The organism is Moraxella sp. FZLJ2109, assembly GCF_024296965.1.
GTDB lineage: Bacteria > Pseudomonadota > Gammaproteobacteria > Pseudomonadales > Moraxellaceae > Moraxella.
Map to the genome: position 1 here is coordinate 1872795 of NZ_CP101112.1, position 24022 is coordinate 1896816.

The following is a 24022-nucleotide window of genomic DNA, read 5'->3' on the forward strand; positions in this document are numbered from 1 at the left end:
GTTATTCATAATTGTCAATGCTTGGGCAAGAACAGATTAAATTCTTGTCGCCATAGACATCATCCACACGACCGACTGATGGCCAGAATTTGTGTGCTTTGATGTAGTCTAGTGGGAAAGCAGCTTCAGTGCGGCTATATGGGCGATCCCATTCACCAGTGACGACTGCTTGGGTGTGCGGTGCGTTCACCAGTGGGTTATTGTCCGCTGTCCAGCCGTCGGTGCCTGCTTGTACTTTTAGGGCTTCTTGTTTGATTTGCTTCAATGCTGAGATAAAGCGGTCAAGCTCATCTTTGCTCTCAGATTCGGTCGGCTCAATCATCAAGGTGCCTGCCACAGGGAATGACATGGTCGGCGCGTGGAAACCGTAGTCCATCAGGCGCTTGGCGATGTCAGTCTCGGTGATGCCAGTTTCTGCTTTGAGTGGGCGAATATCGATGATACATTCGTGTGCCACACGGCCATTTTTACCTGTGTATAGCACAGGGTAGTCAGCAGATAGCTGGCTTGCCACATAGTTGGCGTTAAGTAGCGCTTGCTTGGTCGCTGCCAATAGACCATCACGACCCATCATGGTGATGTACATCCATGAGATTGGCAGGATGCTTGCAGAGCTGTACGGTGCTGCTGAGACAGCAGATTGACCTTCGACAGCATTATGCACAGGGGCGACGCTGTGGCTTGCGATGAATGGCGCTAGGTGTTTTTTCAGACCAATCGGACCCATGCCAGGACCGCCACCGCCGTGTGGGATACAGAAGGTTTTGTGTAGGTTCATGTGTAGCACGTCCGCACCGACATCAGCAGGCTGCATGATGGCGACTTGGGCGTTCATGTTAGCGCCGTCCATATAGACTTGACCGCCATGAGTGTGAATCAGATCACAGATATCACGGATGCCTTCTTCAAACACACCATGTGTTGATGGATAAGTAATCATCAAAGCGCCTAGGTTGGCTGAATGCTCTTCACACTTGGCTTTTAGGTCGTCTAGGTCAACGTTACCTTGTTCATCGGTCGCTACAACGACGACTTTCATACCCATCATTTGAGCGGTCGCAGGGTTGGTACCGTGTGCTGAGCGTGGGATTAGGCAGACATTGCGGTCAGTTTGACCTAGGCTTTCGTGATAGCGACGAATGGCAAGTAGGCCGGCATATTCACCAGATGCACCAGAGTTTGGCTGCATACTGATTTCATCAAAGCCTGTGATGGCTTTTAGCTGGTCTTGTAGGCTGTCAATCATCTCAATGTAGCCGACCACTTCGTCGCGTGGTGCGAATGGGTGCACATTGGCAAACTCATTCCAAGTGATTGGTAGCATTTCGCTTGTAGCGTTTAGCTTCATAGTGCATGAGCCAAGCGAAATCATTGAGCGGTTCATCGCCAAATCTTTGTCTTCTAAAGATTTCAAATAGCGTAGCATCTGATGCTCAGTGTGGTGGCTGTTGAACACGGGATGGGTCAAAATGTCATCAGTACGCACTTGTGAGCCAAGCACTGATTTGACTTCATCTAGAGTACCAGCGACACCGAAGAACCCACAAAGAGCGTTAAATTCTTCTTCGTCAGTCAATTCGTTAAACGCTACCGAAATGCGAGTATCGCCATCACGCCATAGGCTATAGCCTGCCGCTTTGGCAGCTTGCATGATGCCATCGGCTGTCGCTTTGTCCGCCACATCCACAAGCACGGTATCAAAGAATGTGCCATGTACGACAGCGAATTTGGCTTTGACGGCGTTACTGAATGCGACCGCCAGTGCATGAATGCGAGTGGCAATGCGTTTTAGACCCACTGGGCCATGATAGACAGCGTACATACCAGCTAGGTTGGCAAGTAGTACTTGAGAAGTACAGATGTTTGAGTTGGCTTTTTCACGGCGGATATGCTGTTCACGAGTCTGTAGTGCCATGCGTAGAGCGGTGTTGCCTTGAGCATCGATAGATACACCGATGATACGGCCAGGGGCAGAACGCTTATCTTTATCTTTGAATGCAAAATACGCTGCGTGTGGACCGCCAAAGCCCATTGGGATACCAAAACGCTGTGTGCTGCCTAGAGCAATATCAGCACCCATGCTGGCAGGGGATTTAAGCAGGACTAGGCTTAGGATATCACTGGCGACGATGGCATAAGCACCTTTTTCTTTGACAGCTGCGATGATGTCAGTCAAATCAACCACATCGCCTTCTTTACCGACGTATTGGAAATACGCACCGAAGAAATCGCCATTTTTGGCAGTGTCAAAATCACCGACAACTACATCCCAGCCAAAATATTTGGCACGAGTGCGAATGACATCAAGGGTTTGTGGATAGGTACGGCTATCTACAAAAAATGCGTTAGATTTTGATTTGCTTACACGGTTTGCCATTGCCATCGCTTCGGCAGCGGCGGTCGCTTCGTCAAGCAAACTTGCACCTGCCAAATCCATACCAGTCAAATCAATACAGACTTGTTGGAAATTTAGCAAAGCTTCTAGGCGACCTTGGGCGATCTCAGCTTGGTATGGGGTGTAGGCGGTGTACCAGCCTGGGTTTTCTAGTACATTGCGCTGGATGACTGCAGGCAGGCGAGTTGGGCTGTAGCCTTGACCGATGTAGCTTTTTGAGACGGTGATTTTGTCCGCCATTTTACGCAGCTTGGCTAGGGCGTTGTGTTCGCTCACCGCCGCTGGCAAATCAAGCTCTTTACCTAAGCGGACGGCTTTTGGGACGACAGCGTCGATAAAGCTGTCCATATCATCAAAGCCCACAGCTTTTAGCAGGGCTTGTTGTTCGCTTGCATCCTTGCCAAGATGGCGATGGACAAAAGCATTTTCATAAAATAAATCGGAAAAGGTGTTAAATAACATAAGTTATCCTTTTAGGGTTAGTAATCAGAATAGCTTTGTAATAATTTCACTTCATTGGGTGAATTATCCCAAAAAAATTGTATGTCATTTTTGTCAAAAGAACCCATAATGACCATGCCACAATCATCATCTTTTTCAAAAATATCATAATAAACCAAATCGCCATTTGTGTCATAAAATGATGTTTTGGCTTTTTTATCAACTTCAATCCATTCTGTTTTTTGAGATTGGGTTAAAATTAATTTATCATTGAGTTTGCGATAATCTTCAAAACCATGCTCCGTATATTTACGCATACCAATAATTGTAGTGTGGTCTATACCAAACACAACATCAGCAATCAATTTACCGCTTGGGTCATATTCAGAGATTTCATCTTGGATAATGTGTTTGTTATTATCCAAAATTAAAACACGATAACTCATACCATCATTATAATAATGAATTTTTGAGTAATTGTCGTATTCTAAAACTTCTACTTTCATTTAATGTTGCTAAAATTAAAAGTCATGACGTGAATATCAAACTCACGCCATGACTTTTTAATCACAGACTACTTTCGTACTCTTCTGCACTCATTAGGCTGTCATAATCGGCAGGATTGGCAGGCTTAACTTTAAAGAACCATGCTTTGCCGTATGGGTCTTCGTTCGCAAGCTCTGGGCTATCTACCAGCTCTTCGTTGATCTCAACGATTTCACCAGCGATCGGTGCATAGACATCAGAGGCAGCTTTGACAGATTCAACGACAGCGATTTCTTGGTCGGCTTCAACAGTGGTGCCAACTTCTGGTAGCTCAACGAATACCACATCGCCAAGCAAATCTTGGGCGTGGTCAGTGATGCCGACAGTGATGGTGCCGTCTGCTTCTAGGCGTAGCCATTCGTGGCTTGCGACATATTTTAGATCAGCTGGGATATTGCTCATGGGTTCTCTCCTGTGAGTGGGGTTTGTATTTTAAAAGGGTTAAATAATGAATTAATTAAACTGCTTTTTACCATTACGGACAAATGGCAATTTCAATACACGGACATCGACTTCTTTGCCACGCATGATGACTTTGGCAGCATCACCAGTGAACTCAGCCGGAATGCGTGCGATGGCGATAGATTGTTTTAGGCTTGGGCTAAATACGCCGCTTGTGGTGATGCCATTGCCTAAATCGGTTACGACTTCCATGCCGTCACGCAGCACGCCGCCTTTACCGGTTAGTAGCAGACCGACTTGCTTGACTTTGACGCCAGCAGCTTTTAGGGCGACAAGCTTATCTTTGCCGACGAAATTGCGGCTTTCATCTTTTAGATCGACAGTCCATGCCATGCCTGCTTCTAGTGGGCTGACATCGTCGTTCATGTCGTTACCATATAGGTTCATGCCTGCTTCCATGCGCAAGGTATCACGCGCGCCCAGACCACATGGCTGTACGCCTGCATCTGCTAGCGCTTTAAAAAATTCTCCTGCTTTATCGGCAGGCATGATCACTTCCACGCCATCTTCGCCTGTGTAGCCTGTGCGCGCAACGAACCAATCATCACCCAAATCAACACCAACAAATGGCTTAAGTGCATTTACTTTTTCTGCCCATTCAGGCTTGACGGTCAGTAGTTTTTCTACTGCTTTTGGACCTTGTACGGCGATCATCGCCACATCATAGCGTGGGGTTAGGGTGACACCAAACTCACTACCGACTTTGGCAAACTGTGCTGAGTCTTTTTCACGCGTCGCGCCATTTGAGACGATCCGATATGCGGTCTCAGCTTCATTGGTGCGATACACGATCAAATCATCGATTACGCCGCCGTTGTCGTTTAGCATTGCTGAATAAAGGGCTTTACCGACGAAAGACAGCTTGGCGACATCGTTGGCGATGAGTTTTTGGAAAAATGCTTTGGCATTATCGCCTGTGACATCGGTAACAAGCATATGCGAGACATCAAACATCCCTGCATCGGTACGCACAGCTTCGTGTTCGGCGATTTGTGAGCCATAATTGACAGGCAATTCCCAACCGCCGAAGTCAATCAGCTTGCCATCAAAAGCGACATGAGAATCGTATAAAGGGGTGCGTTGTGGTGCGGTCATGGTAAATTCCTTATTTTCAGAAAAAAGTGCAAACATCGCAATTTGTCTTGCTTTGTATCAAATTGATGTATAGTATCAAATCAATGATAACACGCAATTATGACAAATTTAGGGCAATTACGCCTAACAATTAGCACCCCATCTGTCCTTTGACCTGAGATTTTCAATTACTTTTAGGACAAAAGCAATCTTCTTCCCTTCGGTGGGCAAAGCTTGTGTGTTTGGTACATTGGTACAAGCCGCCACTCTCCAGATTGTGTTGATAAACCATTGAGGTTTATCGAGATTTTCAGTCCTTTTACCTGAGCGATTATGGGGAATGTGTCAAGCACAGTTTACGCCTTCGGTGGTGTTTTGCTGTTTTATCCTTCCATTTAAAAACAAAAACACGCTCTCCTGAAAATCAGACCCCCTTATTATGAAAAATAATGCTACAATTTACAAGTAAAATTATCGACTTTTACCAAAAATATTGCTTTTTGTGTAAAATTGGCGTAAGAATTGTTTGATTTTCACGCCAAATTTGCCTTTGTGGGTAATTTGTGATTAAAAAGCACTGATGAATATTTAAAAGATGAATAAAGGTGAGTCCATGCATTGTGATGTGTATAAATTTCCAAAAAACGAAGATTGGTATGTGTATATCGCGCGTCCTGATTATCCCAATGACACCGATAAGCTGACCGATTGGCTTGGCGTGCTGCCTGCTGCGATGCGTACTAAGCTTGGTATGGGGCAGTTTGTACTACATTTGGATTTGTCAGCGCGTGATAAATTGGCACGCGCCAATATCGATGAAGTGCGTGCTAAGCTTAGTGAGCAGGGTTATTATGTGCAAGCACCGCCTGCGGATATTTTGGCAGCACAAGCATTGGCTAAAGCGCGTGACGCCCAAGATAAAAAGTACGACTAAGCATACATAACTGATTGAATTTATGCAAATTTTTGCCATTTTACGAATTTTTAACAGTTTTTGACAAAAAGCATGATAAAATAGGCGAAAATTTCATAGTTGGTAGTATCCATGAATTGGTTGAAAGATTTGCCGCTTGAGAAAATCAGCGAAGCCTTGGCAGGATTTTTTGCATGGTGGGCTAATGTCACAGACTCAATACCTGCGGCGCAGTTGCCATTGACGGTGTATGTCGTGGGATGTGTGCTGGTGTTGGCTCTGTGGTGGCTGATTGCGCGATTGTTTCCGCGTCCTTTTAAGGGTATCAGTTGGGTGATGGTGGCAGCGATTTTGTTCGCACCTGGTCAGGCAGCTGGCGGCGGCGGTGAAGTTGCACCTGCGATGCTTGGTGTGTTTCATGCGATTTTGATGAAAGATTTTGCGGGTGCTGTGGTGGCGTTTTTGCCGATTTTGGCAGTGTTTGCAGCCTTGCTTGTCGTTGGTGCGATTTGGCAAATGCTGCGTAGCGTAATCGCAAATACCACCGAAAATCAAGCAGAAACCGCACGCATCCAAGAACAAAAACGCCAAATGAACCAAAACCAGTCACAGGCATAAGTTTGATTGCCAATGGTTAAGTAAAATAAAACTTGTCATTGGTTAATTTTGTGTGTATAATACGCGCTTTGTTAAATAGGTTTGGCTTGCCAAGCCTTGTTTTTCAATCTCCTTGCTGCTGTCAGATACGGTCTGATGGTGGCTGTTTTAATCCGTAGGGAGTCCTTATGAGACATTATGAAGTGGTGCTATTGGTTCATCCAGACCAAAGCAACCAAGTTGCCGACATGGTAACTAAGTACCGTACTATCGTTGAAGAGAATGGTGGTGCGAACCATCGTCTAGAAGACTGGGGTCGCCGTCAATTGGCTTACCCAATCAACAAAATCCACAAAGCACACTATGTGCTACTGAACATCGAATGTAACGACGAAACTCTAGCTCAGCTAGAAGAATTGTTCAAGTACAACGATGCCATCATCCGTAGCCTAGTTATCCGCCGCGAAGCAGCTATCACTGAACAATCGCCACTAGCGAAAGAAGCAGAAGATAAGCGCACTCGCAAAGCTAACCGTCGTAACGAAGTTCGCACCGAGCAAGGTGAGAGCGACGCTGACAGCGATAACTAATTAAGGAGATTTCATCATGGCACGTTTTTATCGTCGTCGTAAGTTCTGCCGCTTTACCGCTGAAGGCATCACTCACATCGATTACAAAGATGTAGAACTACTAAAGCAATACATCAGCGAAAATGGCAAAATCGTTCCTAGCCGTATCACTGGTACTTCTAACAAATATCAGCGTCAATTGGCTGTGGCGATCAAGCAAGCTCGCTATTTGGCTCTATTGCCATACACTGACAACCACAAGTAATTAACGGAGATAAATCATGCAAGTTATTCTATTACAGCGTGTCGTTAATCTTGGTAAACTTGGTGAAACGGTTGATGTAAAAGCTGGTTACGGTCGTAACTACCTAATCCCACAAGGCAAAGCACTACCTGCAACTGAAGCGAACATCGCTAAGTTTGAAGCACGCCGTGCTGAACTAGAAGCGATCGAAGCAAAAGAACTAGAAGTTGCTAAGCAACGCGCTGAAGCACTAACTGATGTAAATGTCATCATGCGTGCTAAGTCTGGTGATGAGGGCAAGCTATTCGGTTCTATCGGTACTCGTGACATCGCTGATGCCTTGACTAAGTCTGGCCTAGAAGTAGATCGTCAAGAAGTGAAGATGCCAGAAGGCGCATTCCGTCAAGTTGGTGAGTACAAAGTTACCATCCAACTACACCATGATATCTCTGCTGACATCTTGGTAACTATCCTATCAGAAGATGCACCAGCTGCTGATGCTGACGAAGAATAATCCTTAAAGGATTACAAACCCCTGAAGTGTATAGCTTTGGGGGTTTTTTGTTTTTGTTAATAAAATAGTGAATTTGATAAGTTAAACAAAAACCCTGCCACAATCCATTATCAGATCATGGCAGGGTCATCAGCAGAATAAACTTACACCAACACCAACCAATTATCATTCAGCCAGCCAGTGATTTCATCCATGGTGGCATTTGGCACATCATCATAACTTAGGACTTCGCCGTCAATCAAGCGTACAAACACCGATAGGGTGGTATCATTCAGGCAGATACACTCGCCATTGACATACCAGTCATCATTCACACGCACAAAGCGACAAGCAGGATTGAGCATCAGGCACTCACCATCACTTAGGCGTAATTTTAATTCTTGGCTATTTAGCTCATCTTCAAAAGCAAGTAGTTCATATTGGCGTTTTGAGACCAGTTCAGCCACTGCATCGGCGATGATTTGATCACCTGTTTCTGAATTAAGTAGGTCAAGCAGCGCCTGCTTCATCGCGGCAATACTATCACGGCTCAGCTCATAAGCATCGGCTTGTGCGGCTTGTGGCAAGGTCAAAACGCGGAAAAGTTCTGAGTGGTTGGTTGCGACATCGGCGACTTCATCGATGATCTGTACAAGGTTTGGGCGGCGAAAACCAAATGAGAAAGTCAAGCAATCATCTTGAGCGATACCATGATGACTCAGCATCGGCGGTACATACAGCACATCGCCCGCTTCCAGCACTTCATCAAAGATGATCTCGCCCATATTATCCAATAGGCGGATAGGCTGATTAGGTACAAATGGCGTGCCATCGTCGCACATCTTGCCCAGCTGCCAACGGCGCGAGCCATAACCTTGCGCCAAAAACACATCATACTCATCATAATGCGCACCCACCGAGCCACCAGCTTGCGCGACCGAGACCATGATGTCATCTTGTTGCCATTTTGGAATAAAGTCAAAATGCGACCACAACTCACCTAATTCAGGCGACCACTGCTCAAGATTTTGTACCAAGATCGTCCAAAGCTTTGGTGTATTTTGTAGATCTTCTTCACAAAGTGGCGAATTTTTCAATGACCATTGGCTTTCATCGGCGTCACTTTGGCTGATCAGACGCGCCGATACACCATCTTCTAAAGTCAATCCAAGCACATCTTCAGGTTCAAACATTCCCACCAAAGCAGGCAAACCACCCTTAATCAAAAGCGGCTTTTTCTGCCAATATTCTGCCAAAAAAGTCTCAGCGCTCATGCCATTAGGCAAGCAATATTCATTGTGTTTCATTCAGTTGTCCAGTGTATTTCAATTAAAATCAAAAAAGCTTTTGCATAGTGTAGCAATTTTTCTGGATAAATCCAAACCCAATCGCGCGCTTTATGATTGATCTTTATCAAATGATGAAAATTTTAGAAATTCACTGTGGCAATTGTGGCAATTTTCACCGCTTTTCTTTATAATAAGGGTAATTTTCACCCAATTTTGGGCGTGAATGGGTGATGTGGATGAACTTGCCAATCGCGCCTGTGGATAAATCCGAATTTTAAGGTTATTTATGTCAGAATTTAATGAAACTGCAAATCATGACGACTTATTAGAGCATGAATTTGAATACATTCCAAGCGAAAATGGCGAGCTGACCCAAGCAGACATCGCGGCTTTGTACGCTGAGCTTGGCGAAGCTGAGCAAGCTTTGGTGACCATTCGTGATTTTATCCGTTTTGTTGTGACGAAACTGCGCCAATATGATGTGGTAGTAGCACAAGGCACGACTGATGAATTTGCTGAAGCGGCGGCGATTGTGCTACATTCATTGTCATTGCAATGGTCGGCGGATGAGCAGATTTTGGACTGTAAACTCACCCCAAGCGAAAAGCAAGAAGTGCTGACCTTGTTGTCCGAGCGCATTATTCAGCGTAAGCCATTGAGTTATTTGATTAATTTGGCATATTTCTGCGGTTTGCCATTTTATGTCGATGAGCGCGTTTTGATTCCGCGTTCGCCGATTGCTGAGCTGATCAATCAGCAATTTTACCCGTATTTTGATGTCGATGACGCGCGTAAGAATAAGTTTTTTGATCATGGCTTGGAAGAAAAGCAGCTTGCCGCGCCTGAGCGTATTTTGGACCTTTGTACAGGTTCTGGCTGTATCGCCATAGCGCTTGCCAAGGCATTTCCTGATGCCAATGTTGATGCCACAGATATTGACAAAGATGCGCTAGAAGTGGCGTGGACGAATGTTGAGCATCATGAGCTTGAGCATCAGGTGAATTTACTTGAGTCTGATTTGTTTGCCAAGATTCCTGCTGAGAATCAATACGAGCTGATCGTGACCAATCCGCCATATGTTGATGCTGCGGTGATGGCAGATTTGCCGCCTGAGTTTTTGCACGAGCCTGAGCACGCCTTGGCAGCAGGGCAAGATGGCTTGGATTTGGTGCATCAAATCTTGCATGACGCGCCTGATTATCTGACGCGTGATGGTTTGTTGGTCTGTGAAGTGGGTGATAGCGAATGGGCATTGCGCCAAGCTTATCCTGAGATTCAGTTTGAATGGCTGACTTTTGAAAAGGGCGGCAGCGGTGTGTTTGCCATCAGTTGTGAAGAACTGCTTGAATATCGTGAAGATTTTGCGCGCCAAGTTGAGCGTGTCAAAGGGGGCTTGTAACTCATGGCTGGCAATACGATTGGACAACTGTTCACCGTTACCACTTGCGGTGAGTCACATGGCGTAGGCTTGATGGCGATCGTCGATGGTGTGCCACCAGGACTGTCGCTGTCGGAAGAAGATTTACAAATTGAGCTGGATCGCCGCAAACCAGGTACTTCCAAATTTGCCACGCAGCGCAAAGAACCTGATGAAGTCGAGATCATCTCAGGGGTCTTTGAAGGCAAAACCACTGGCACGCCAATAGGGCTTTTGATTCGTAACACTGACCAAAAATCCAAAGATTATGGCAATATCGCAACAACTTTTCGCCCAAATCACGCCGACTATGCTTATACGATGAAATACGGCTTTCGCGATTATCGTGGCGGCGGTCGTTCATCGGCGCGCGAGACGGCAATGCGTGTGGCAGCTGGGGCGATTGCCAAGAAATATTTGGCAGAAAAATGCGGTATCGTCATTCGTGGCCATGTTACCCAAATCGGCACAGAAAAGGCTGAAAAGCTGGATTGGAATGAAGTGGGCAATAACCCATTTTTCTGTGGCGATGTTGATGCTGTGCCACGTTTTGAAGCTCTGGTGACTTCGCTGCGTGAACAAGGTACAAGCTGTGGCGCGCGCCTTGAGATTTATGCTGAGAATGTGCCAGTGGGTCTGGGCGAGCCTGTGTTCGATCGACTTGATGCCGACATTGCTCATGCGATGATGAGTATCAATGCGGTTAAGGGTGTGGAGATCGGCGATGGCTTTGCGGTGGCTGGGCAGTTTGGTCACGAAAGCCGTGATGAGCTGACGCCAAATGGTTTTACGGCAAATCATGCAGGCGGTATCTTGGGCGGTATCTCAAGCGGTCAGACGATTAAGGTTACCATCGCACTTAAGCCAACCGCGAGTATCACCACACCAGGTAAAACCGTCAATCTGGACGGTGAAGTGGTCGATGTCATCACCAAAGGGCGTCATGATCCGTGCGTCGGCGTACGCGCAACGCCAATTGCTGAAGCGATGCTTGCGATTGTGCTGATGGATCATCTGATGCGTCATCGCGCACAAAATGCCGATGTCGTACCGCCATTAAAGCCGATTGCTTAACTTTCTAAACCACAAGTGCGTTGCGTTTGTGGTTTTTTGTTGGGTTTTAAGATTTTATATTGTTTAAGAAATTTACAATAAGGATAGCCATGACTCCTGCGATTAATTTATTAAAAAAGCAAAAAATCACCCACAGTATCCATGAATACGAGCACGATCCAAACCGCCATGATTTTGGGCTAGAAGCAGCTGAAGCATTGGGTTTGTCGGTCGATGAAGTGTTTAAGACCTTGCTTGTAACTGATGGTGCGACTTATTTTGTGGCGATTTTACCTGTCAATCATAAATTAAATCTTAAAAAGGTTGCTGCTGCCGTCGGGGTAAAAAAGTTACAGATGGCAGAACCAAAAGACGCTGAGCGCATCACAGGCTATATCGTCGGTGGTATCAGTCCGATTGCACAGAAAAAACGCCTAAAAACCGTATTGGATATTTCTGCTAAGCAGTTTAACAAAATCTATATCAGTGGTGGTCGCCGTGGCTGTGATATTGGCATTCATCCTGATGATTTGGTGCAAGTTTTATCTGCGACTGTCGCAGATGTGCTTGATGCTTGAATGGTAGTCATTGAGCCATGTCACCACTCTGACAAGCTTAGTGATACAAGCGTAACCAAATGTAATGATTTGTACTTATTTGTACTTTGAAGTATCAGTTTGTAGTTTGCTACTTGTAAAAATCGCACAATCCTTTTAACATTCACCTTATACCTACTTGTTTGTATTTTCAGGTAATTTTGCATAAATATAAATAAAGTGGTGGTGTATTTTTGATCAAGTTTTACAAGCCAAGTGTTCATTGGTATGTTAATTAATAAAGGTGTCTTATGAAAAAGAGTTTTGGTGCAGCGATTTTGGCAGTGGCGGCATTGACGGGCTGTGCGGCTGGCGGTACGACAGGTGCAGCGACTGCAGGTGATGCGACGGCGATCGGCGTGGGTACAGCGACCAATGTCGGTATGGCGATTTTCCAACAAGCAGTCGATGCCAAGTGCCGTACAGAGCTAAACAACCAACCGATTTATAAAACCGCGTCAATGGTGCTAAGTAGCGAACAAAAAACTGCACTTGAAAACAATGTCTGCGGCTGTGTCGCTGAAAAAGCCCCGCAAAGCGTCACCATCACCGAAATCGCTCAAGCGGCGGTAAGTCCTGCAGCGCGTACCCAAGTGGTAGCATCGGCGGTGACCAAGACCATCAATGCTTGCGCAACCAGCTTTTTGGGTCAGTAATTGATGCTAAAGCCTTGAGAATATTGGTTTCAAGGCTTTTTGTTTACTTTTGTAAAAACTGTGTTATAATTGTAAATAGTAAAAGCAGTTGCGGTCTTGGCAATGGGCGAAAGATGCTTCCAGAAGGTATCAGCTGTTTGGTGAATCGGGAATTGACCAGATGCAATATTTTTTTGAAAAAACAAGTCGAACGATTGGCGTTGCTGTGTTGGCGATGTGTATACTCAGCGCCTGCGAAAACACCCAAAAAACCGAGCCAACCACCCAGACGATCGACAATACTGTGGCAGGTGAGAATGATGTCGTGACGCGACGCAGTGCTGCTGATGCTTGCCCGCGCTTGATCCAAAAGCGTGTCGATACCACCCAGTCAGTACGCCAAGAGAGCATCTCTGCCAGTTCTTGTGACTATTTTATCTATCCTAAAGTGGGCGATCAAATCTCGGTCGTGGTTTCAAATAGTAGCCTAAAACCAACGCTGAGAATGCCTGTTTTTCATGACTTTGCCAATGGTATTTATACTGTGACGGACAATGGTCGCCATGTCATCCGTGTAGAATACGATGCCATCGCCACGCGTCCAAATGTCCTAGATTTTGAGATCGAAGTGGATATTAAGCCTGCGTCATGATTGCAATTTAAATACCAAAAATCCGCCAAACCATTCAGCTTGGCGGATTTTTTTATTGCGCGGCTGTCAAATCCGATGCTCATCCTTATCATATTCGGGCACTGCCATGCCCCAATTGCCATAAAACTCGGCGACAAATTCATCAAAGCGATTTTCATCAATGGCTTTACGAATGTCTGCCATCAGTCTTTGATAGTAGCGCAGATTGTGAATGGTGGCAAGCTGCGCTGAGAGCATCTCTTTGCACTTGTGCAGATGATACAGATAGGCGCGGCTGAAGTTTTGGCAAGTGTAGCAGTCGCAATGCTCATCAAGCGGCGCAGTATCTAGGCGATATTGGCTGTTTTTGATGCGCACGATGCCTTTATTTTCGCTATTGCCTGTGACGAAATAATGACCATTGCGCGCGTTTCGCGTCGGCATCACGCAGTCAAACATATCTACGCCACGGCGTACTGCTTCGACGATGTCATCTGGCTTACCGACGCCCATCAGATAGCGTGGCTTGTCGCTTGGCATGGCTTTCGGCAGATAATTGAGCACGCCGATCATCTCATCTTTTGGCTCGCCTACAGACAGACCGCCGATAGCATAGCCATCAAACGGCATATCTAATAAGCCCTGCAGGGATTGCGCGCGCAAATCCTTGTACATACTGCCTTGGATGATGCCAAATAGGGCGTTTTTATTACCCAGTCGCTGATGTTCATCAATGCAGCGTTGCCCCCAGCGCAGTGACAACTCAAGCGACTTTTTCGCTTCTTCGTGCGTGGCAGGATAAGGCGTGCACTCGTCAAACTGCATGACGATGTCAGAGTTCAGATCATTTTGGATCTGCATGGAAGCCTCAGGCGACAAAAACACCTTCGCGCCATCTACAGGCGAGCGAAACGCCACACCTTCTTCGGTGATCTTGCGCATCGCCCCAAGGCTAAACACCTGAAAGCCGCCTGAATCGGTCAAAATCGGCTTGTCCCAATGAATGAAATTGTGCAATCCGCCAAATTTGCGAATCACTTCCATCCCAGGGCGCAGCCACAGATGAAAAGTATTGCCAAGAATGATGTCCGCGCCGATGCCGTGGATATCGCGCGGTAGCATACCTTTGACTGTACCATAAGTGCCAACTGGCATAAAAGCAGGGGTTTGTACTTCGCCATGTGCCAAATGCACTGTGCCACGGCGCGCGTGATTATTACCGCCATCGGTATTGTGTAGGGTAAATTTCATAAATTTCTCTAAAATATCAATTCGAAAATTTAAAATAATTATTCAAAAAAAGATCACTTTATTTCAAATAACTGATTTTGATTTTAAGAAAAGCCATCATTTTTCTGTAAAAACATCGCATCGCCATAACTAAAAAATCGATATTGTTGATTGATGGCGTGCTGATAAGCATTTTTGATATTATCAACGCCTGCAAAAGCAGAAACGAGCATTAAAAGCGTTGATTTTGGCAGATGAAAATTAGTAATTAAGCAATCCACCACACCAAATTGATAAGGCGGATAAATAAAAATCGTCGTATCACCTGCACATTCGACAAGCTTGCCATCTTTACGGTGTAAATGCGCGGTCTCAAGTGTGCGCGTCACCGTCGTGCCTACCGCAATCACGCGCTTGCCTGCATCTTTGGTGGCATTGATGATGTTGGCAGTCGCTTGGGACAAGTGAGCAAATTCTGCGTGCATGATATGATCACGCAAATCATCTGCCTTAACTGGGGCAAAAGTACCTGCGCCAACATGCAGCGTCACAAAGGCAATTTGCACGCCTTTGTTTTTAATTTTATCTAATAATTCATCATCAAAATGCAGGCTTGCAGTCGGCGCAGCGACACTTGCGGCCTTGTCAGGATTGTGAAACACGGTCTGATAGCGTTCATCGTCCATATCGTCGGCATCACGCTCAAAATATGGCGGAATCGGCATCTCACCATAGCGATCCAAATCAGGCAAAATCGGCGCAGCGAATGCTAAGATAAATAAATTCTCTTGACGACCGAGCATGATGGCTGTCATCTGACCATCAGCCAAAGACAGCGTCTGACCCGCTTTGAGCGCACGGCTTGAGCGAACATGACACAGCGCACGGTGTGGCAGCATCCCATCTTCATCGGGTAAAAGTCGCTCAACCAGCACTTCCACCGCACCGCCTGTAGCTTTTTGACCATATAAGCGTGCTTTCATAACCTTAGTATCGTTCAGCACCAACAGATCACCTTCATTTAATAAATCTAATAAATCAGCAAACTGTCGATCATTAATCTTGCCATCAGCAAGGTGCATCAGGCGTGACTGGCTACGCTCAGCAAGTGGATGGCGCGCGATCAGATCATCAGGCAGATGATAATCATAATCGCTGACCAGCAAAGGGGTATTGGTTTGGCTCATGGTGTCGTAATGATAATGAAAACTGCTTATTTTACCAAAAAATCAGGCGTTTCTCTAGCGATTTCTCTTGGCGGTGTCAATCGGTCCAAATTGTGCTAAAATAAGGCGATTTGTTGAGAATTAAAAACCAAAGGCAGACTATGTTTAATATATTTAAAAAGAAAATGTCATTACAAGAACAAGTGCAAGCAGAGCTTGAGTCGCGCAGTCTGTTTGGTCAGCCGTTTATGCGATTTGTCAAATCATCGGAGCTAAAAGGTGATGTGCTTGAGCTTGCCATGCGCATTGGCATGAGTGATGATACCGCTGAGCTTGAGCGCGAGTATCGCAGCTTGCAGCAGCGCCTGTATCCGATGGGTGTCAATGAAGTTAATATCAATGTTTCGATTGCCAAAGAAGCCATCGCCTATGCCGATACCCAAGCTGATAATACTGCCAAAGCCAAAAGCGATGCAGTGGTGCAGTCGTATCAGCCCGCGCCCAAAGCCGATGACAAAATCCCAACCCATCAAGATGATGCTAAGCCTGCCAAAGCTGCACCTAAGCAAAGCGAGCTGAGCGCGCACCCGCGTATCAGTAACATTGTCGTTGTCGCGTCAGGTAAGGGCGGTGTGGGCAAATCGACAACAACGGTGAACTTGGCACTTGCACTACAAAAGCTTGGCAAAAAAGTCGGTATCCTAGATGCCGACATCTACGGCCCATCCATTCCAGCTATGCTAGGGATTGCGGAAGTCAAGCCACAAGTAGAAAATGATCAATTTGTACCGATCGATGCAGGTGGTATGGCGGTGCTGTCAATTGGCAACCTGATCGCATCAGAAGACACCCCTGTGGCTTGGCGTGGCATCAAGGCAACGGGGGCATTGATGCAGCTGTATAATCAGACCAACTGGCCACAGCTGGATTATCTGCTGATTGATATGCCACCAGGAACGGGCGATATTCAGCTGACACTTGCCCAAAGAATCCCTGTGACGGGTGCGGTGATTGTCACCACGCCGCAGCACATCGCGCTATTGGATGCCAAAAAGGGCATTGAGATGTTTTATAAAACTGAGATTCCTGTGCTTGGGATTGTTGAAAATATGGCGCTGCATACTTGTAGCCAGTGCGGTCATACCGAAGCGATTTTTGGCAGTGGTGGCGGTGATGAGATGGCGACGGCTTATGGTGTACCACTATTAGGGCAGTTACCATTGGATGCTAAGATTCGCGTTTCTATGGATGAAGGCGCGCCAAGTGTGCTGCATGAGAATCATTTGGGCGAGCATTATCAAGCGATTGCAACGGCGGTGGATGCGCGCGTTGGACAATTTGCCAAAAAACCAACTGGTCGGTTTTTCTGATTTTTGTTAAAAATTCATACAGTTCTTAGCTGTTTATTGATCAATAAATTTAAAATTTAAATTAAAAAAATGGATACCATTCTATGACCGATGTGACCAAAGCAGCAGAAAAAGTCGTTGAAAAAACGGTAGAGCAAACCGCAGACACTGTCGCACAAGCGGCAAGCGACGCCCAAAAAGCCGCTGAAACTGCCAAAGAAGCTGCCACGCACGCTGCTGAAGTGACCAAAGAATCGCTTGAGCATAGCACGAATAACGCGCTTGAGTTTTTGGGTATTCCTATTGATATTGCGACACTGACCCAGATGGCGATCGATATGTCGGGCAAGATCATTCTTGCGCTGATCATTTTCTTTGTCGGTAAATGGATTGGCAAGCGCATTGTCAATGTCGCCAAACGCATCATGGCGCGCAGCCGTCTGGATAGCACGGCGGCAAACTTTTTGGGTAATTTGCTGTATGGCATTATGCTGGTGGCGGTGATTTTGGCAGCGCTGAATAAATTGGGCGTCAATACCAACTCATTTGTTGCCATTTTGGGTGCAGCAGGCGTAGCGATCGGTGTTTCGCTAAAAGATCAATTATCCAATCTAGCAGCGGGTGTTTTGATTGTGATTTTTCGTCCCTTTGGGCGTGGTGATGTCGTGGAAGTGGGCGGAAAAACGGGCACGGTGCTTGACATCACGCTTGTCAATACGCGCATTAAGACGGCTAATAATCATGAAATCATCATCCCAAATGGTGACATCATGACTTCATCCAGCACCAATTTTTCATCATTACCAACGCGCCGTGTGGATATCGCTGTGGGTATCAGTTATGATGCCGATATTCGCACAGCACGCAAGGTGATGGTTGAGCTTGCCAAAGAACACGGTAAGGTGCTGCCCGATCCAGAGCCAACGGTGGTGGTGACGGCACTGGGTGAGAGTTCAGTTGATCTACTCCTGCGCGTATGGGCGACGAATGATGACTGGTACACAGTGCAGTGCGAGCTGTTAGAAGAAGTCAAATATGCCTTGGATGATGCAGGCATAGGCATTCCTTATCCGAATCGCACGATACAGATTGAGCATTTGGATGAGTTATTAAAACTGGCACAAGTAGCCAAACCTGTCCAAAAAGACAGTACGGCTGATAGTCAAACCCCTGATTAAGCTTATTTTTTTAGCATATCAAAAAATCACGCCCAAGCACCAAACTTGAGCGTGATTTTATTTTAGCATAAACACTTAGAAGATTCGGTTCATACCATTCAAAGCCGCCACACGATAGGCTTCTGCCATCGTTGGGTAGTTGAAAGTGGTATTGATGAAATATTCAAGCGTATGACCGCACTTCATCACCGCCTGACCGATGTGAATAATCTCAGATGCATGGTTGCCGTAACAATGAATGCCCAAGATCTCTAGGGTCTCGCGATGGAATAGGATTTTTAGGACGCCTGAGCGTTCACCAATGATCTGTGAGCGTGCTAAGTGCTTGAAGAAGGCTTGACCGACTTCATAAGGAATTTGCTCAGCGGTCAGTTCAGCTTCAGTTTTACCGATACTTGAAATCTCAGGAATGGTATAAATACCTGTCGGTACGCTGCTGATGAACTCGGCATCTTTATCACCGACCATAAAGCCTGCCGCATTACGACCTTGGTCATAGGCAGCCGATGCCAGTGATGGCCAACCGATGACATCACCGACCGCATAGATGTGTGGCGCGCTGGTGCGATAGGTTTGATCAACTTCCAGCTGACCGCGGTTGTTGGCGGTTAAGCCCACGGCTTCTAGGTTTAGACTGTCGGTATTGCCCGAGCGACCGTTACACCATAGAATAGCGTCTGATTTGATCTTTTTACCGCTTTTTAGGTGTAGAATCACGCAGTCATCGTGCGTCTCAAGACGATCAATCTCTTCGTGGTTGCGAATGCGCACACCGAATTGGCGTAAGTCGTGGCTTAATGCATCCGAAATCTCTTCATCCAAATAGCTTAACAGCTGCTCTTTATTGTTAATCAAATCAACCACATAGCCAAGCCCTGTGAAAATCGATGCGTATTCACAGCCGATGACGCCTGCACCGTAGATGATGATCTTGCGCGCGATATAATCCATCTGCAAGATAGTATCAGAGTCAAAGACGCGCGGATGCTCAAAGTCAAGTGTATCAGGACGATAAGGGCGTGAACCGACCGCGATCACTGCTTGGTTAAAGGTGATGGTTTTGGTAGGTTCATGATCGTGGGTATAGACTTCCAAAGTATGCGCATCGATGAAACTGCCCCAGCCTTGGATGACTTCGATTTGGTTACGCTCATAAAATAGCTTGTGTGTCTGTACTTGTGTGCGGATGACTTCACGCGCACGGCTCAGTACTTTATTCAGTGGCACTTGATAGCTTTCTTTGGCTTTATTAAATAGTGGATCACGGCGAAAGCTGATCAGGTTAAATACCGATTGGCGCAGTGCTTTACTTGGAATCGTACCGACATGCGCGCAGTTACCGCCGACTTGTTCGCGCGGATCGATGACAGCGACACGGTAGCCTGATTTAGCAAGCTTCATCGCTGCTGCTTCACCAGCAGGGCCTGCACCTAGGACGATGGCGTCGTATTCATAGCCGTGCTTGATTTTACTTTTGGTATGTGTGTTCAGACCGATGCGGCGACCATCTAAGGGGCTGATTAGGCTTGGGTGCAGATGGTCGTGATCCACATGTTCAAAGGTGTTGCCTTGCTGGGTGGCAGTACTTTGGGTGTTGGCAGTTTCGACTGCCGCGTCGAGAGTTTCATTGGTCACGGCGGCTACCTTATTGATTTTGTGTTGTTGATTATTGGGTTGTTTGCTTTTTTTTGTCATTCGCAATCCTTAAATTACCGCATTGTGTTTTTGGCTATCTTTGGACAGTTATTAATATTGTGACAGCACTTCGTTTAATTGCCAAAACCCTGTCGGCTGCCCTGTATTTTGGTCGATCTCTTGTGCAGCACGGATCTTATAGCTGATACCAGTTTTTGGCTCAAAGCCTTTGATGTTGTTATAACCAATACCGAACGCATTTTGATCGCTTGCGCCTTGTGCTTTGACAGTCAAGCATTGCATTGGCTGTGATGATTGGCAGATTGAGCGTGTCGGTGCGATCTCTAGCACTTGCGATGGGGCAAGGGTGATGTTTGGCGCATATAGCGGTTCAGGTTTCGGCACGCTTTTTTGGCAAGCAGTCAGTAGTAGGGCAGAACTTAGGGTAATTAAAGCAATTTTTTTCATAATAAATTTAAATAATAATTAAAAATAAATAATTTACAATCACATCCCAATGCGACGCTTCAGTCCAGTCATCTGAAGGATACGCGTGGCGATCTCTTCGACAGACATTTCAGAAACATTCAGATTGGGGATTTTTTGGGTGCTGTAGATGGCTTGGATTGCTTGCTGCTCAGCTTGACATTGAGCAAGACTTGCGTAGCGGCTGCCTGCTTTACGCTCTTGGCGAATGCGCACCAAGCGTTCGGTATCGATGGTTAGACCGAATAATTTATGCTTATGTGCATTTAGGGCAGGTGGTAGGTTGCTGGTGTCCAAGTCTTCTTCGGTCAATGGATAGTTCGCTGCGCGGATACCGTATTGTAGGGCAAGATACAGCGAAGTCGGTGTTTTGCCTGAGCGCGACAGACCGACCAGAATAATATCTGCGCCATCATAATGAGTAATACGCGCGCCATCATCATTATCTAAGGCAAAATGCACCGCATCGATACGCGCTTTATAGTCATCCGAATCGACACTGCTGTGCGCCATGCCTGCGTGTGGATTTGGCTTGTGGTTGATCTCGGTGGCAATACGCGTGATCAAGCCTTCATAGATATCAAGATTGCACGCATTGGCAGTATTGATGACTTCGCGAATCTCATCGCTGACGATGGTATCAAAGACCAGTGGCAACAGATTGGTATTTTTATAAGCTTTATTAATGCGAGCAACTGCATCCTTAGCAAGCTCAACGCTATCAACATAAGGGATGACTTGAATATCAAATTCAACATCAGCGAACTGGCTTAATAGCGATTTGCCTAGCGTTTCTGCGGTGATCGCTGTGCCATCAGAGATAAAAAACGCACTGCGAACAGGGTCTTTGGGTAGGGTACTTGGTGTGGGGGTGTGGACATACATGTCAAAAGCACCTTTTAAACAATCATATTGGCTGATTATAGCATAAAAAATAAAAGTTGTGAGTAAATTGCACGGCGGCTGTGTTGTGTTTTGTATCATTGAATGAATTTGAATCATAAAATAATAAAAAATTCAAGGGTTTTGATATATATTTTAAAAATGTCAGTATATAATTCAAAAATATAACGATAAATGCATTGTGTATTGTTTTTTTTGTCGTTATAATCGACAAATCTTATAAATTGCTTTGATACAGATTTAATATCAAATCACACCATCGTTATGATGGCAGATGAATGAAATCTTATTACAGCATTCCTTTATTTGGAGTTTATCACCATGAGCAAGCAAGTCATTCCATTTAATCAGCTGGGCAAGCACGATGTTGAACTGGTCGGCGGTAAAAACTCGTCACTGGGCGAGATGATCAGCCACTTGGGCAACTTAGGTGTGAATGTGCCAAATGGCTTTGCCACCACATCTGATGCGTTCAACCGCTTTTTGAACGAAACAGGTCTATTGGATAAGATCAATGCTGAGCTAAAAGGCTTGGATGTTGATAATGTTGAGCTTTTGACCGAGACAGGCGCGAAGATTCGTGGTTGGGTGATTGACCAAGAATTGCCAAAAGATCTAGAAGATGAAATCCGTGCAGCGTTCGATGAATTATCAGGCGGTCAAGACATCGCGGTGGCGGTGCGCTCATCAGCAACAGCAGAAGACTTGCCAGATGCATCATTTGCAGGTCAGCAAGAGACTTTCTTAAACATTCGCGGTATTGACAATGTACTGATCGCGATCAAAGAAGTCTTTGCTTCATTGTACAACGACCGTGCGATCGCATATCGCGTGCACAAAGGCTTTGAGCACGCAGGCGTAGCGCTGTCAGCAGGCATTCAGCGCATGGTGCGCTCAGAGACAGGTACTTCAGGCGTGATGTTTACGCTAGATACCGAGTCGGGCTTTGATGAAGTGGTCTTCATCACTGCAAGCTATGGTCTGGGCGAGATGGTCGTGCAAGGTGCGGTGAACCCAGATGAGTTTTATCTATCAAAAGCATTGCTTGAACAAAATCGCCCAGCGGTCGTGCGCCGTAACCTAGGCTCAAAACAAAAGAAAATGGTCTATGGCGATGAAGGCAGCACCACCAAATCAACCAAGATTGTCGATGTCGAAAAAGCCGATCGCAATCAATTTGCCCTAACCACCGATGAGCTGACACGCCTTGCCAAGCAAGCGATGATCATCGAGAAGCACTACGGTCAGCCGATGGACATCGAATGGGCAAAAGATGGCGACACAGGTGAAATCTTCATCGTGCAAGCGCGTCCAGAAACGGTCAAGTCTCGCCAAGACAAAAACCACATGGAGCGCTATGTCATCAATTCTAAAGGTGCAAAAGTACTTACCGAAGGTCGCTCTATCGGTCAGCGTGTCGGCGGCGGCAAGGTGCGTATCGTCACCAATCTAAATGAGATGAGCAAAGTCCAAGACGGTGATGTGCTGGTATCAGACATGACTGATCCAGATTGGGAACCAGTGATGAAGCGCGCATCAGCGATCATCACCAACCGTGGCGGTCGTACTTGCCATGCGGCGATCATCGCTCGTGAATTGGGCGTGCCTGCGATCGTCGGCTCTGGTAATGCCACCGAAGTGCTGACCGATGGTCAAGAAGTCACTGTATCATGTGCTGAAGGTGATACTGGCTTTATTTATGAAGGCTTACTGGACTATGAAGTACAGCGTAATTCAATCAGCACCATGCCTGAGCTTGGCTTTAAGGTGATGATGAATGTTGGCAACCCAGATCGTGCCTTTGATTTTGCCCAAATCCCGAACGAAGGTGTGGGTCTTGCGCGTCTTGAGTTTATCATCAACCGCATGATTGGCGTGCATCCAAAGGCGCTATTGAACATCGATAGCCTACCACAAGAAACCGTACAAGCGGTACAAGAGCGCATGGCAGGCTACAACTCACCAGTTGAGTTTTATATCAATAAATTGATTGAAGGTATCTCAACCTTGGCAGTGGCGTTCCGCAACAAGCCTGTGATTGTGCGTATGTCTGACTTTAAGTCAAATGAATATGCCAACCTAATCGGCGGCAAGCTGTACGAGCCATCAGAAGAAAATCCAATGCTTGGTTTCCGTGGTGCCAGCCGCTATGTGTCAGAAAATTTCCGCGACTGCTTTGAGCTTGAATGCCGCGCGCTAAAATATGTGCGTGATGACATGGGCTTGACCAATGTCAAGATCATGATTCCATTTGTGCGTACCACAGGCGAAGCACAGCAAGTGATTGAATTACTTGAGAAAAATGGTCTAAAACGCGGTGAAAATGGTCTTGAAATTATCATGATGTGCGAGCTGCCGACCAATGCGATTTTGGCAGATGAATTCTTGCAATATTTCGATGGTTTCTCAATCGGTTCAAACGACTTAACGCAGCTGACCCTAGGTCTAGACCGTGACTCAGGCATTGTCTCGCATCTGTTTGACGAGCGTGATCCAGCGGTGAAAAAACTGCTAAAAACTGCCATCGATGCTTGCCGCGCACAAGGCAAATATGTCGGTATCTGTGGTCAAGGCCCATCAGATCATCCAGATCTTGCCTATTGGCTGATGGAACAAGGTATCAGCTCAGTATCGCTAAACCCTGATACAGTGCTTGATACTTGGTTGTTCCTAGCAGATGATAAGAATAAATCATAAGTAGTTATGAGTTAAACTGAATA

23 protein-coding genes and 2 riboswitches are annotated in these 24022 nt (G+C 46.1%); of the genes, 13 read left to right on the top strand and 10 right to left on the bottom strand.

All coding sequences use genetic code 11. The features are described from left to right. Position 1: 1 nt before the first annotated feature. The 4 genes from gcvP to gcvT all read right to left on the bottom strand — a co-directional run bounded on the left by gcvP (position 2) and on the right by gcvT (position 4939). Positions 2–2857, bottom strand: coding sequence for an aminomethyl-transferring glycine dehydrogenase (gcvP, locus tag NKU06_RS09005; RefSeq protein WP_254730181.1), 2856 nt, complete (start codon positions 2855–2857; stop codon positions 2–4). Positions 2858–2874: 17 nt separating this feature from the next. Beyond that, on the bottom strand, positions 2875–3342 hold the full coding sequence (locus NKU06_RS09010; RefSeq protein ID WP_253223383.1) for a hypothetical protein: 468 nt from the start codon (positions 3340–3342) through the stop codon (positions 2875–2877). Between the two features lie 61 nt (positions 3343–3403). After that, positions 3404–3784, bottom strand: coding sequence for a glycine cleavage system protein GcvH (gene gcvH, locus NKU06_RS09015; protein ID WP_254730184.1), 381 nt, complete (start codon positions 3782–3784; stop codon positions 3404–3406). Positions 3785–3835: 51 nt separating this feature from the next. Further along, complete coding sequence (gene gcvT, locus NKU06_RS09020) at positions 3836–4939, bottom strand: glycine cleavage system aminomethyltransferase GcvT (RefSeq protein WP_254730187.1); 1104 nt, start codon at positions 4937–4939, stop codon at positions 3836–3838. 132 nt (positions 4940–5071) lie between these two features. Further along, a riboswitch (glycine riboswitch) is annotated at positions 5072–5202 on the bottom strand. 17 nt (positions 5203–5219) lie between these two features. Then, positions 5220–5348, bottom strand: a riboswitch (glycine riboswitch). 183 nt (positions 5349–5531) lie between these two features. Between gcvT and NKU06_RS09025 the strand changes: the two genes are divergently transcribed. The 5 genes from NKU06_RS09025 to rplI all read left to right on the top strand — a co-directional run bounded on the left by NKU06_RS09025 (position 5532) and on the right by rplI (position 7755). Beyond that, positions 5532–5852 carry a YcgL domain-containing protein gene (locus NKU06_RS09025; RefSeq protein WP_254732040.1) on the top strand — a complete coding sequence of 107 codons (321 nt, stop codon included), beginning with the start codon at positions 5532–5534 and terminating at the stop codon, positions 5850–5852. 111 nt (positions 5853–5963) lie between these two features. After that, on the top strand, positions 5964–6449 hold the full coding sequence (locus tag NKU06_RS09030) for a hypothetical protein (protein WP_253223387.1): 486 nt from the start codon (positions 5964–5966) through the stop codon (positions 6447–6449). 167 nt (positions 6450–6616) lie between these two features. Beyond that, the gene (gene rpsF / locus NKU06_RS09035) at positions 6617–7018 is read left to right on the top strand and encodes a 30S ribosomal protein S6 (protein ID WP_253223388.1); all 402 of its coding nucleotides are present in this window, start codon (positions 6617–6619) and stop codon (positions 7016–7018) included. Between the two features lie 16 nt (positions 7019–7034). Next, positions 7035–7262: a 30S ribosomal protein S18 gene (gene rpsR, locus NKU06_RS09040; RefSeq protein WP_049235696.1), complete on the top strand. Its 228-nt coding sequence runs from the start codon at positions 7035–7037 to the stop codon at positions 7260–7262. A gap of 16 nt (positions 7263–7278) precedes the next feature. Continuing rightward, complete coding sequence (gene rplI, locus NKU06_RS09045) at positions 7279–7755, top strand: 50S ribosomal protein L9 (RefSeq protein WP_253223389.1); 477 nt, start codon at positions 7279–7281, stop codon at positions 7753–7755. Positions 7756–7898: 143 nt separating this feature from the next. On the opposite strand, the gene NKU06_RS09050 is transcribed toward rplI, so the two are convergent. Then, positions 7899–9041 carry a cupin domain-containing protein gene (locus NKU06_RS09050; RefSeq protein ID WP_254730190.1) on the bottom strand — a complete coding sequence of 381 codons (1143 nt, stop codon included), beginning with the start codon at positions 9039–9041 and terminating at the stop codon, positions 7899–7901. A 268-nt stretch (positions 9042–9309) separates the two neighbouring features. On the opposite strand from NKU06_RS09050, the gene prmB reads away from it, so the two are divergent. The 5 genes from prmB (at position 9310) to NKU06_RS09075 (ending at position 13376) form a co-directional block, all read left to right on the top strand. Further along, a complete protein-coding gene (gene prmB / locus NKU06_RS09055) occupies positions 9310–10422 on the top strand; it encodes a 50S ribosomal protein L3 N(5)-glutamine methyltransferase (protein WP_254730193.1) in 1113 nt (370 codons plus the stop codon). A gap of 3 nt (positions 10423–10425) precedes the next feature. Further along, complete coding sequence (gene aroC, locus NKU06_RS09060; protein ID WP_254730196.1) at positions 10426–11514, top strand: chorismate synthase; 1089 nt, start codon at positions 10426–10428, stop codon at positions 11512–11514. An 89-nt stretch (positions 11515–11603) separates the two neighbouring features. Continuing rightward, entirely contained in the window at positions 11604–12071 is a 468-nt protein-coding gene (ybaK, locus tag NKU06_RS09065) for a Cys-tRNA(Pro) deacylase (protein WP_253223393.1), read from the top strand. A gap of 269 nt (positions 12072–12340) precedes the next feature. Beyond that, positions 12341–12745, top strand: coding sequence for a hypothetical protein (locus NKU06_RS09070; protein WP_253223394.1), 405 nt, complete (start codon positions 12341–12343; stop codon positions 12743–12745). Between the two features lie 214 nt (positions 12746–12959). Next, entirely contained in the window at positions 12960–13376 is a 417-nt protein-coding gene (locus NKU06_RS09075) for a hypothetical protein (RefSeq protein WP_254730198.1), read from the top strand. Positions 13377–13442: 66 nt separating this feature from the next. Here NKU06_RS09075 and tgt read toward each other — a convergent pair whose 3' ends face one another. Beyond that, positions 13443–14606: a tRNA guanosine(34) transglycosylase Tgt gene (gene tgt, locus NKU06_RS09080; protein ID WP_254730201.1), complete on the bottom strand. Its 1164-nt coding sequence runs from the start codon at positions 14604–14606 to the stop codon at positions 13443–13445. A gap of 83 nt (positions 14607–14689) precedes the next feature. Beyond that, the gene (queA, locus tag NKU06_RS09085; RefSeq protein ID WP_254730204.1) at positions 14690–15772 is read right to left on the bottom strand and encodes a tRNA preQ1(34) S-adenosylmethionine ribosyltransferase-isomerase QueA; all 1083 of its coding nucleotides are present in this window, start codon (positions 15770–15772) and stop codon (positions 14690–14692) included. Between the two features lie 140 nt (positions 15773–15912). Between queA and NKU06_RS09090 the strand changes: the two genes are divergently transcribed. Continuing rightward, the gene (locus NKU06_RS09090; protein ID WP_254730207.1) at positions 15913–17121 is read left to right on the top strand and encodes an Mrp/NBP35 family ATP-binding protein; all 1209 of its coding nucleotides are present in this window, start codon (positions 15913–15915) and stop codon (positions 17119–17121) included. An 83-nt stretch (positions 17122–17204) separates the two neighbouring features. Beyond that, positions 17205–18278, top strand: coding sequence for a mechanosensitive ion channel family protein (locus NKU06_RS09095; RefSeq protein ID WP_253223399.1), 1074 nt, complete (start codon positions 17205–17207; stop codon positions 18276–18278). A 75-nt stretch (positions 18279–18353) separates the two neighbouring features. On the opposite strand, the gene sthA is transcribed toward NKU06_RS09095, so the two are convergent. From sthA to NKU06_RS09110, 3 genes are all read right to left on the bottom strand, one after another. After that, positions 18354–19931, bottom strand: a complete 1578-nt coding sequence (gene sthA, locus NKU06_RS09100) for a Si-specific NAD(P)(+) transhydrogenase (RefSeq protein WP_371928047.1) — start codon at positions 19929–19931, stop codon at positions 18354–18356. Positions 19932–20024: 93 nt separating this feature from the next. Beyond that, a complete protein-coding gene (locus tag NKU06_RS09105) occupies positions 20025–20381 on the bottom strand; it encodes a DUF4377 domain-containing protein (protein ID WP_254730213.1) in 357 nt (118 codons plus the stop codon). Between the two features lie 39 nt (positions 20382–20420). Then, the gene (locus NKU06_RS09110) at positions 20421–21284 is read right to left on the bottom strand and encodes a pyruvate, water dikinase regulatory protein (protein WP_254730216.1); all 864 of its coding nucleotides are present in this window, start codon (positions 21282–21284) and stop codon (positions 20421–20423) included. A gap of 339 nt (positions 21285–21623) precedes the next feature. Between NKU06_RS09110 and ppsA the strand changes: the two genes are divergently transcribed. Beyond that, positions 21624–23999: a phosphoenolpyruvate synthase gene (gene ppsA, locus NKU06_RS09115; RefSeq protein WP_254730219.1), complete on the top strand. Its 2376-nt coding sequence runs from the start codon at positions 21624–21626 to the stop codon at positions 23997–23999. Positions 24000–24022: the final 23 nt, after the last annotated feature.

Coding starts and splice junctions, on each gene's coding strand:
- rpsR (WP_049235696.1), top strand. CDS start 7,035: ATGGCACGTTTTTATCGTCGTCGTAAGTTCTGCCGCTTTACCGCTGAA.
- NKU06_RS09105 (WP_254730213.1), bottom strand. CDS start 20,381: ATGAAAAAAATTGCTTTAATTACCCTAAGTTCTGCCCTACTACTGACT.
- NKU06_RS09090 (WP_254730207.1), top strand. CDS start 15,913: ATGTTTAATATATTTAAAAAGAAAATGTCATTACAAGAACAAGTGCAA.
- rpsF (WP_253223388.1), top strand. CDS start 6,617: ATGAGACATTATGAAGTGGTGCTATTGGTTCATCCAGACCAAAGCAAC.
- prmB (WP_254730193.1), top strand. CDS start 9,310: ATGTCAGAATTTAATGAAACTGCAAATCATGACGACTTATTAGAGCAT.
- NKU06_RS09025 (WP_254732040.1), top strand. CDS start 5,532: ATGCATTGTGATGTGTATAAATTTCCAAAAAACGAAGATTGGTATGTG.
- ppsA (WP_254730219.1), top strand. CDS start 21,624: ATGAGCAAGCAAGTCATTCCATTTAATCAGCTGGGCAAGCACGATGTT.
- gcvH (WP_254730184.1), bottom strand. CDS start 3,784: ATGAGCAATATCCCAGCTGATCTAAAATATGTCGCAAGCCACGAATGG.
- queA (WP_254730204.1), bottom strand. CDS start 15,772: ATGAGCCAAACCAATACCCCTTTGCTGGTCAGCGATTATGATTATCAT.
- rplI (WP_253223389.1), top strand. CDS start 7,279: ATGCAAGTTATTCTATTACAGCGTGTCGTTAATCTTGGTAAACTTGGT.
- gcvT (WP_254730187.1), bottom strand. CDS start 4,939: ATGACCGCACCACAACGCACCCCTTTATACGATTCTCATGTCGCTTTT.
- NKU06_RS09030 (WP_253223387.1), top strand. CDS start 5,964: ATGAATTGGTTGAAAGATTTGCCGCTTGAGAAAATCAGCGAAGCCTTG.
- NKU06_RS09010 (WP_253223383.1), bottom strand. CDS start 3,342: ATGAAAGTAGAAGTTTTAGAATACGACAATTACTCAAAAATTCATTAT.
- gcvP (WP_254730181.1), bottom strand. CDS start 2,857: ATGTTATTTAACACCTTTTCCGATTTATTTTATGAAAATGCTTTTGTC.
- NKU06_RS09075 (WP_254730198.1), top strand. CDS start 12,960: ATGTGTATACTCAGCGCCTGCGAAAACACCCAAAAAACCGAGCCAACC.
- NKU06_RS09095 (WP_253223399.1), top strand. CDS start 17,205: ATGACCGATGTGACCAAAGCAGCAGAAAAAGTCGTTGAAAAAACGGTA.
- NKU06_RS09110 (WP_254730216.1), bottom strand. CDS start 21,284: ATGTATGTCCACACCCCCACACCAAGTACCCTACCCAAAGACCCTGTT.
- tgt (WP_254730201.1), bottom strand. CDS start 14,606: ATGAAATTTACCCTACACAATACCGATGGCGGTAATAATCACGCGCGC.
- aroC (WP_254730196.1), top strand. CDS start 10,426: ATGGCTGGCAATACGATTGGACAACTGTTCACCGTTACCACTTGCGGT.
- ybaK (WP_253223393.1), top strand. CDS start 11,604: ATGACTCCTGCGATTAATTTATTAAAAAAGCAAAAAATCACCCACAGT.
- NKU06_RS09070 (WP_253223394.1), top strand. CDS start 12,341: ATGAAAAAGAGTTTTGGTGCAGCGATTTTGGCAGTGGCGGCATTGACG.
- NKU06_RS09050 (WP_254730190.1), bottom strand. CDS start 9,041: ATGAAACACAATGAATATTGCTTGCCTAATGGCATGAGCGCTGAGACT.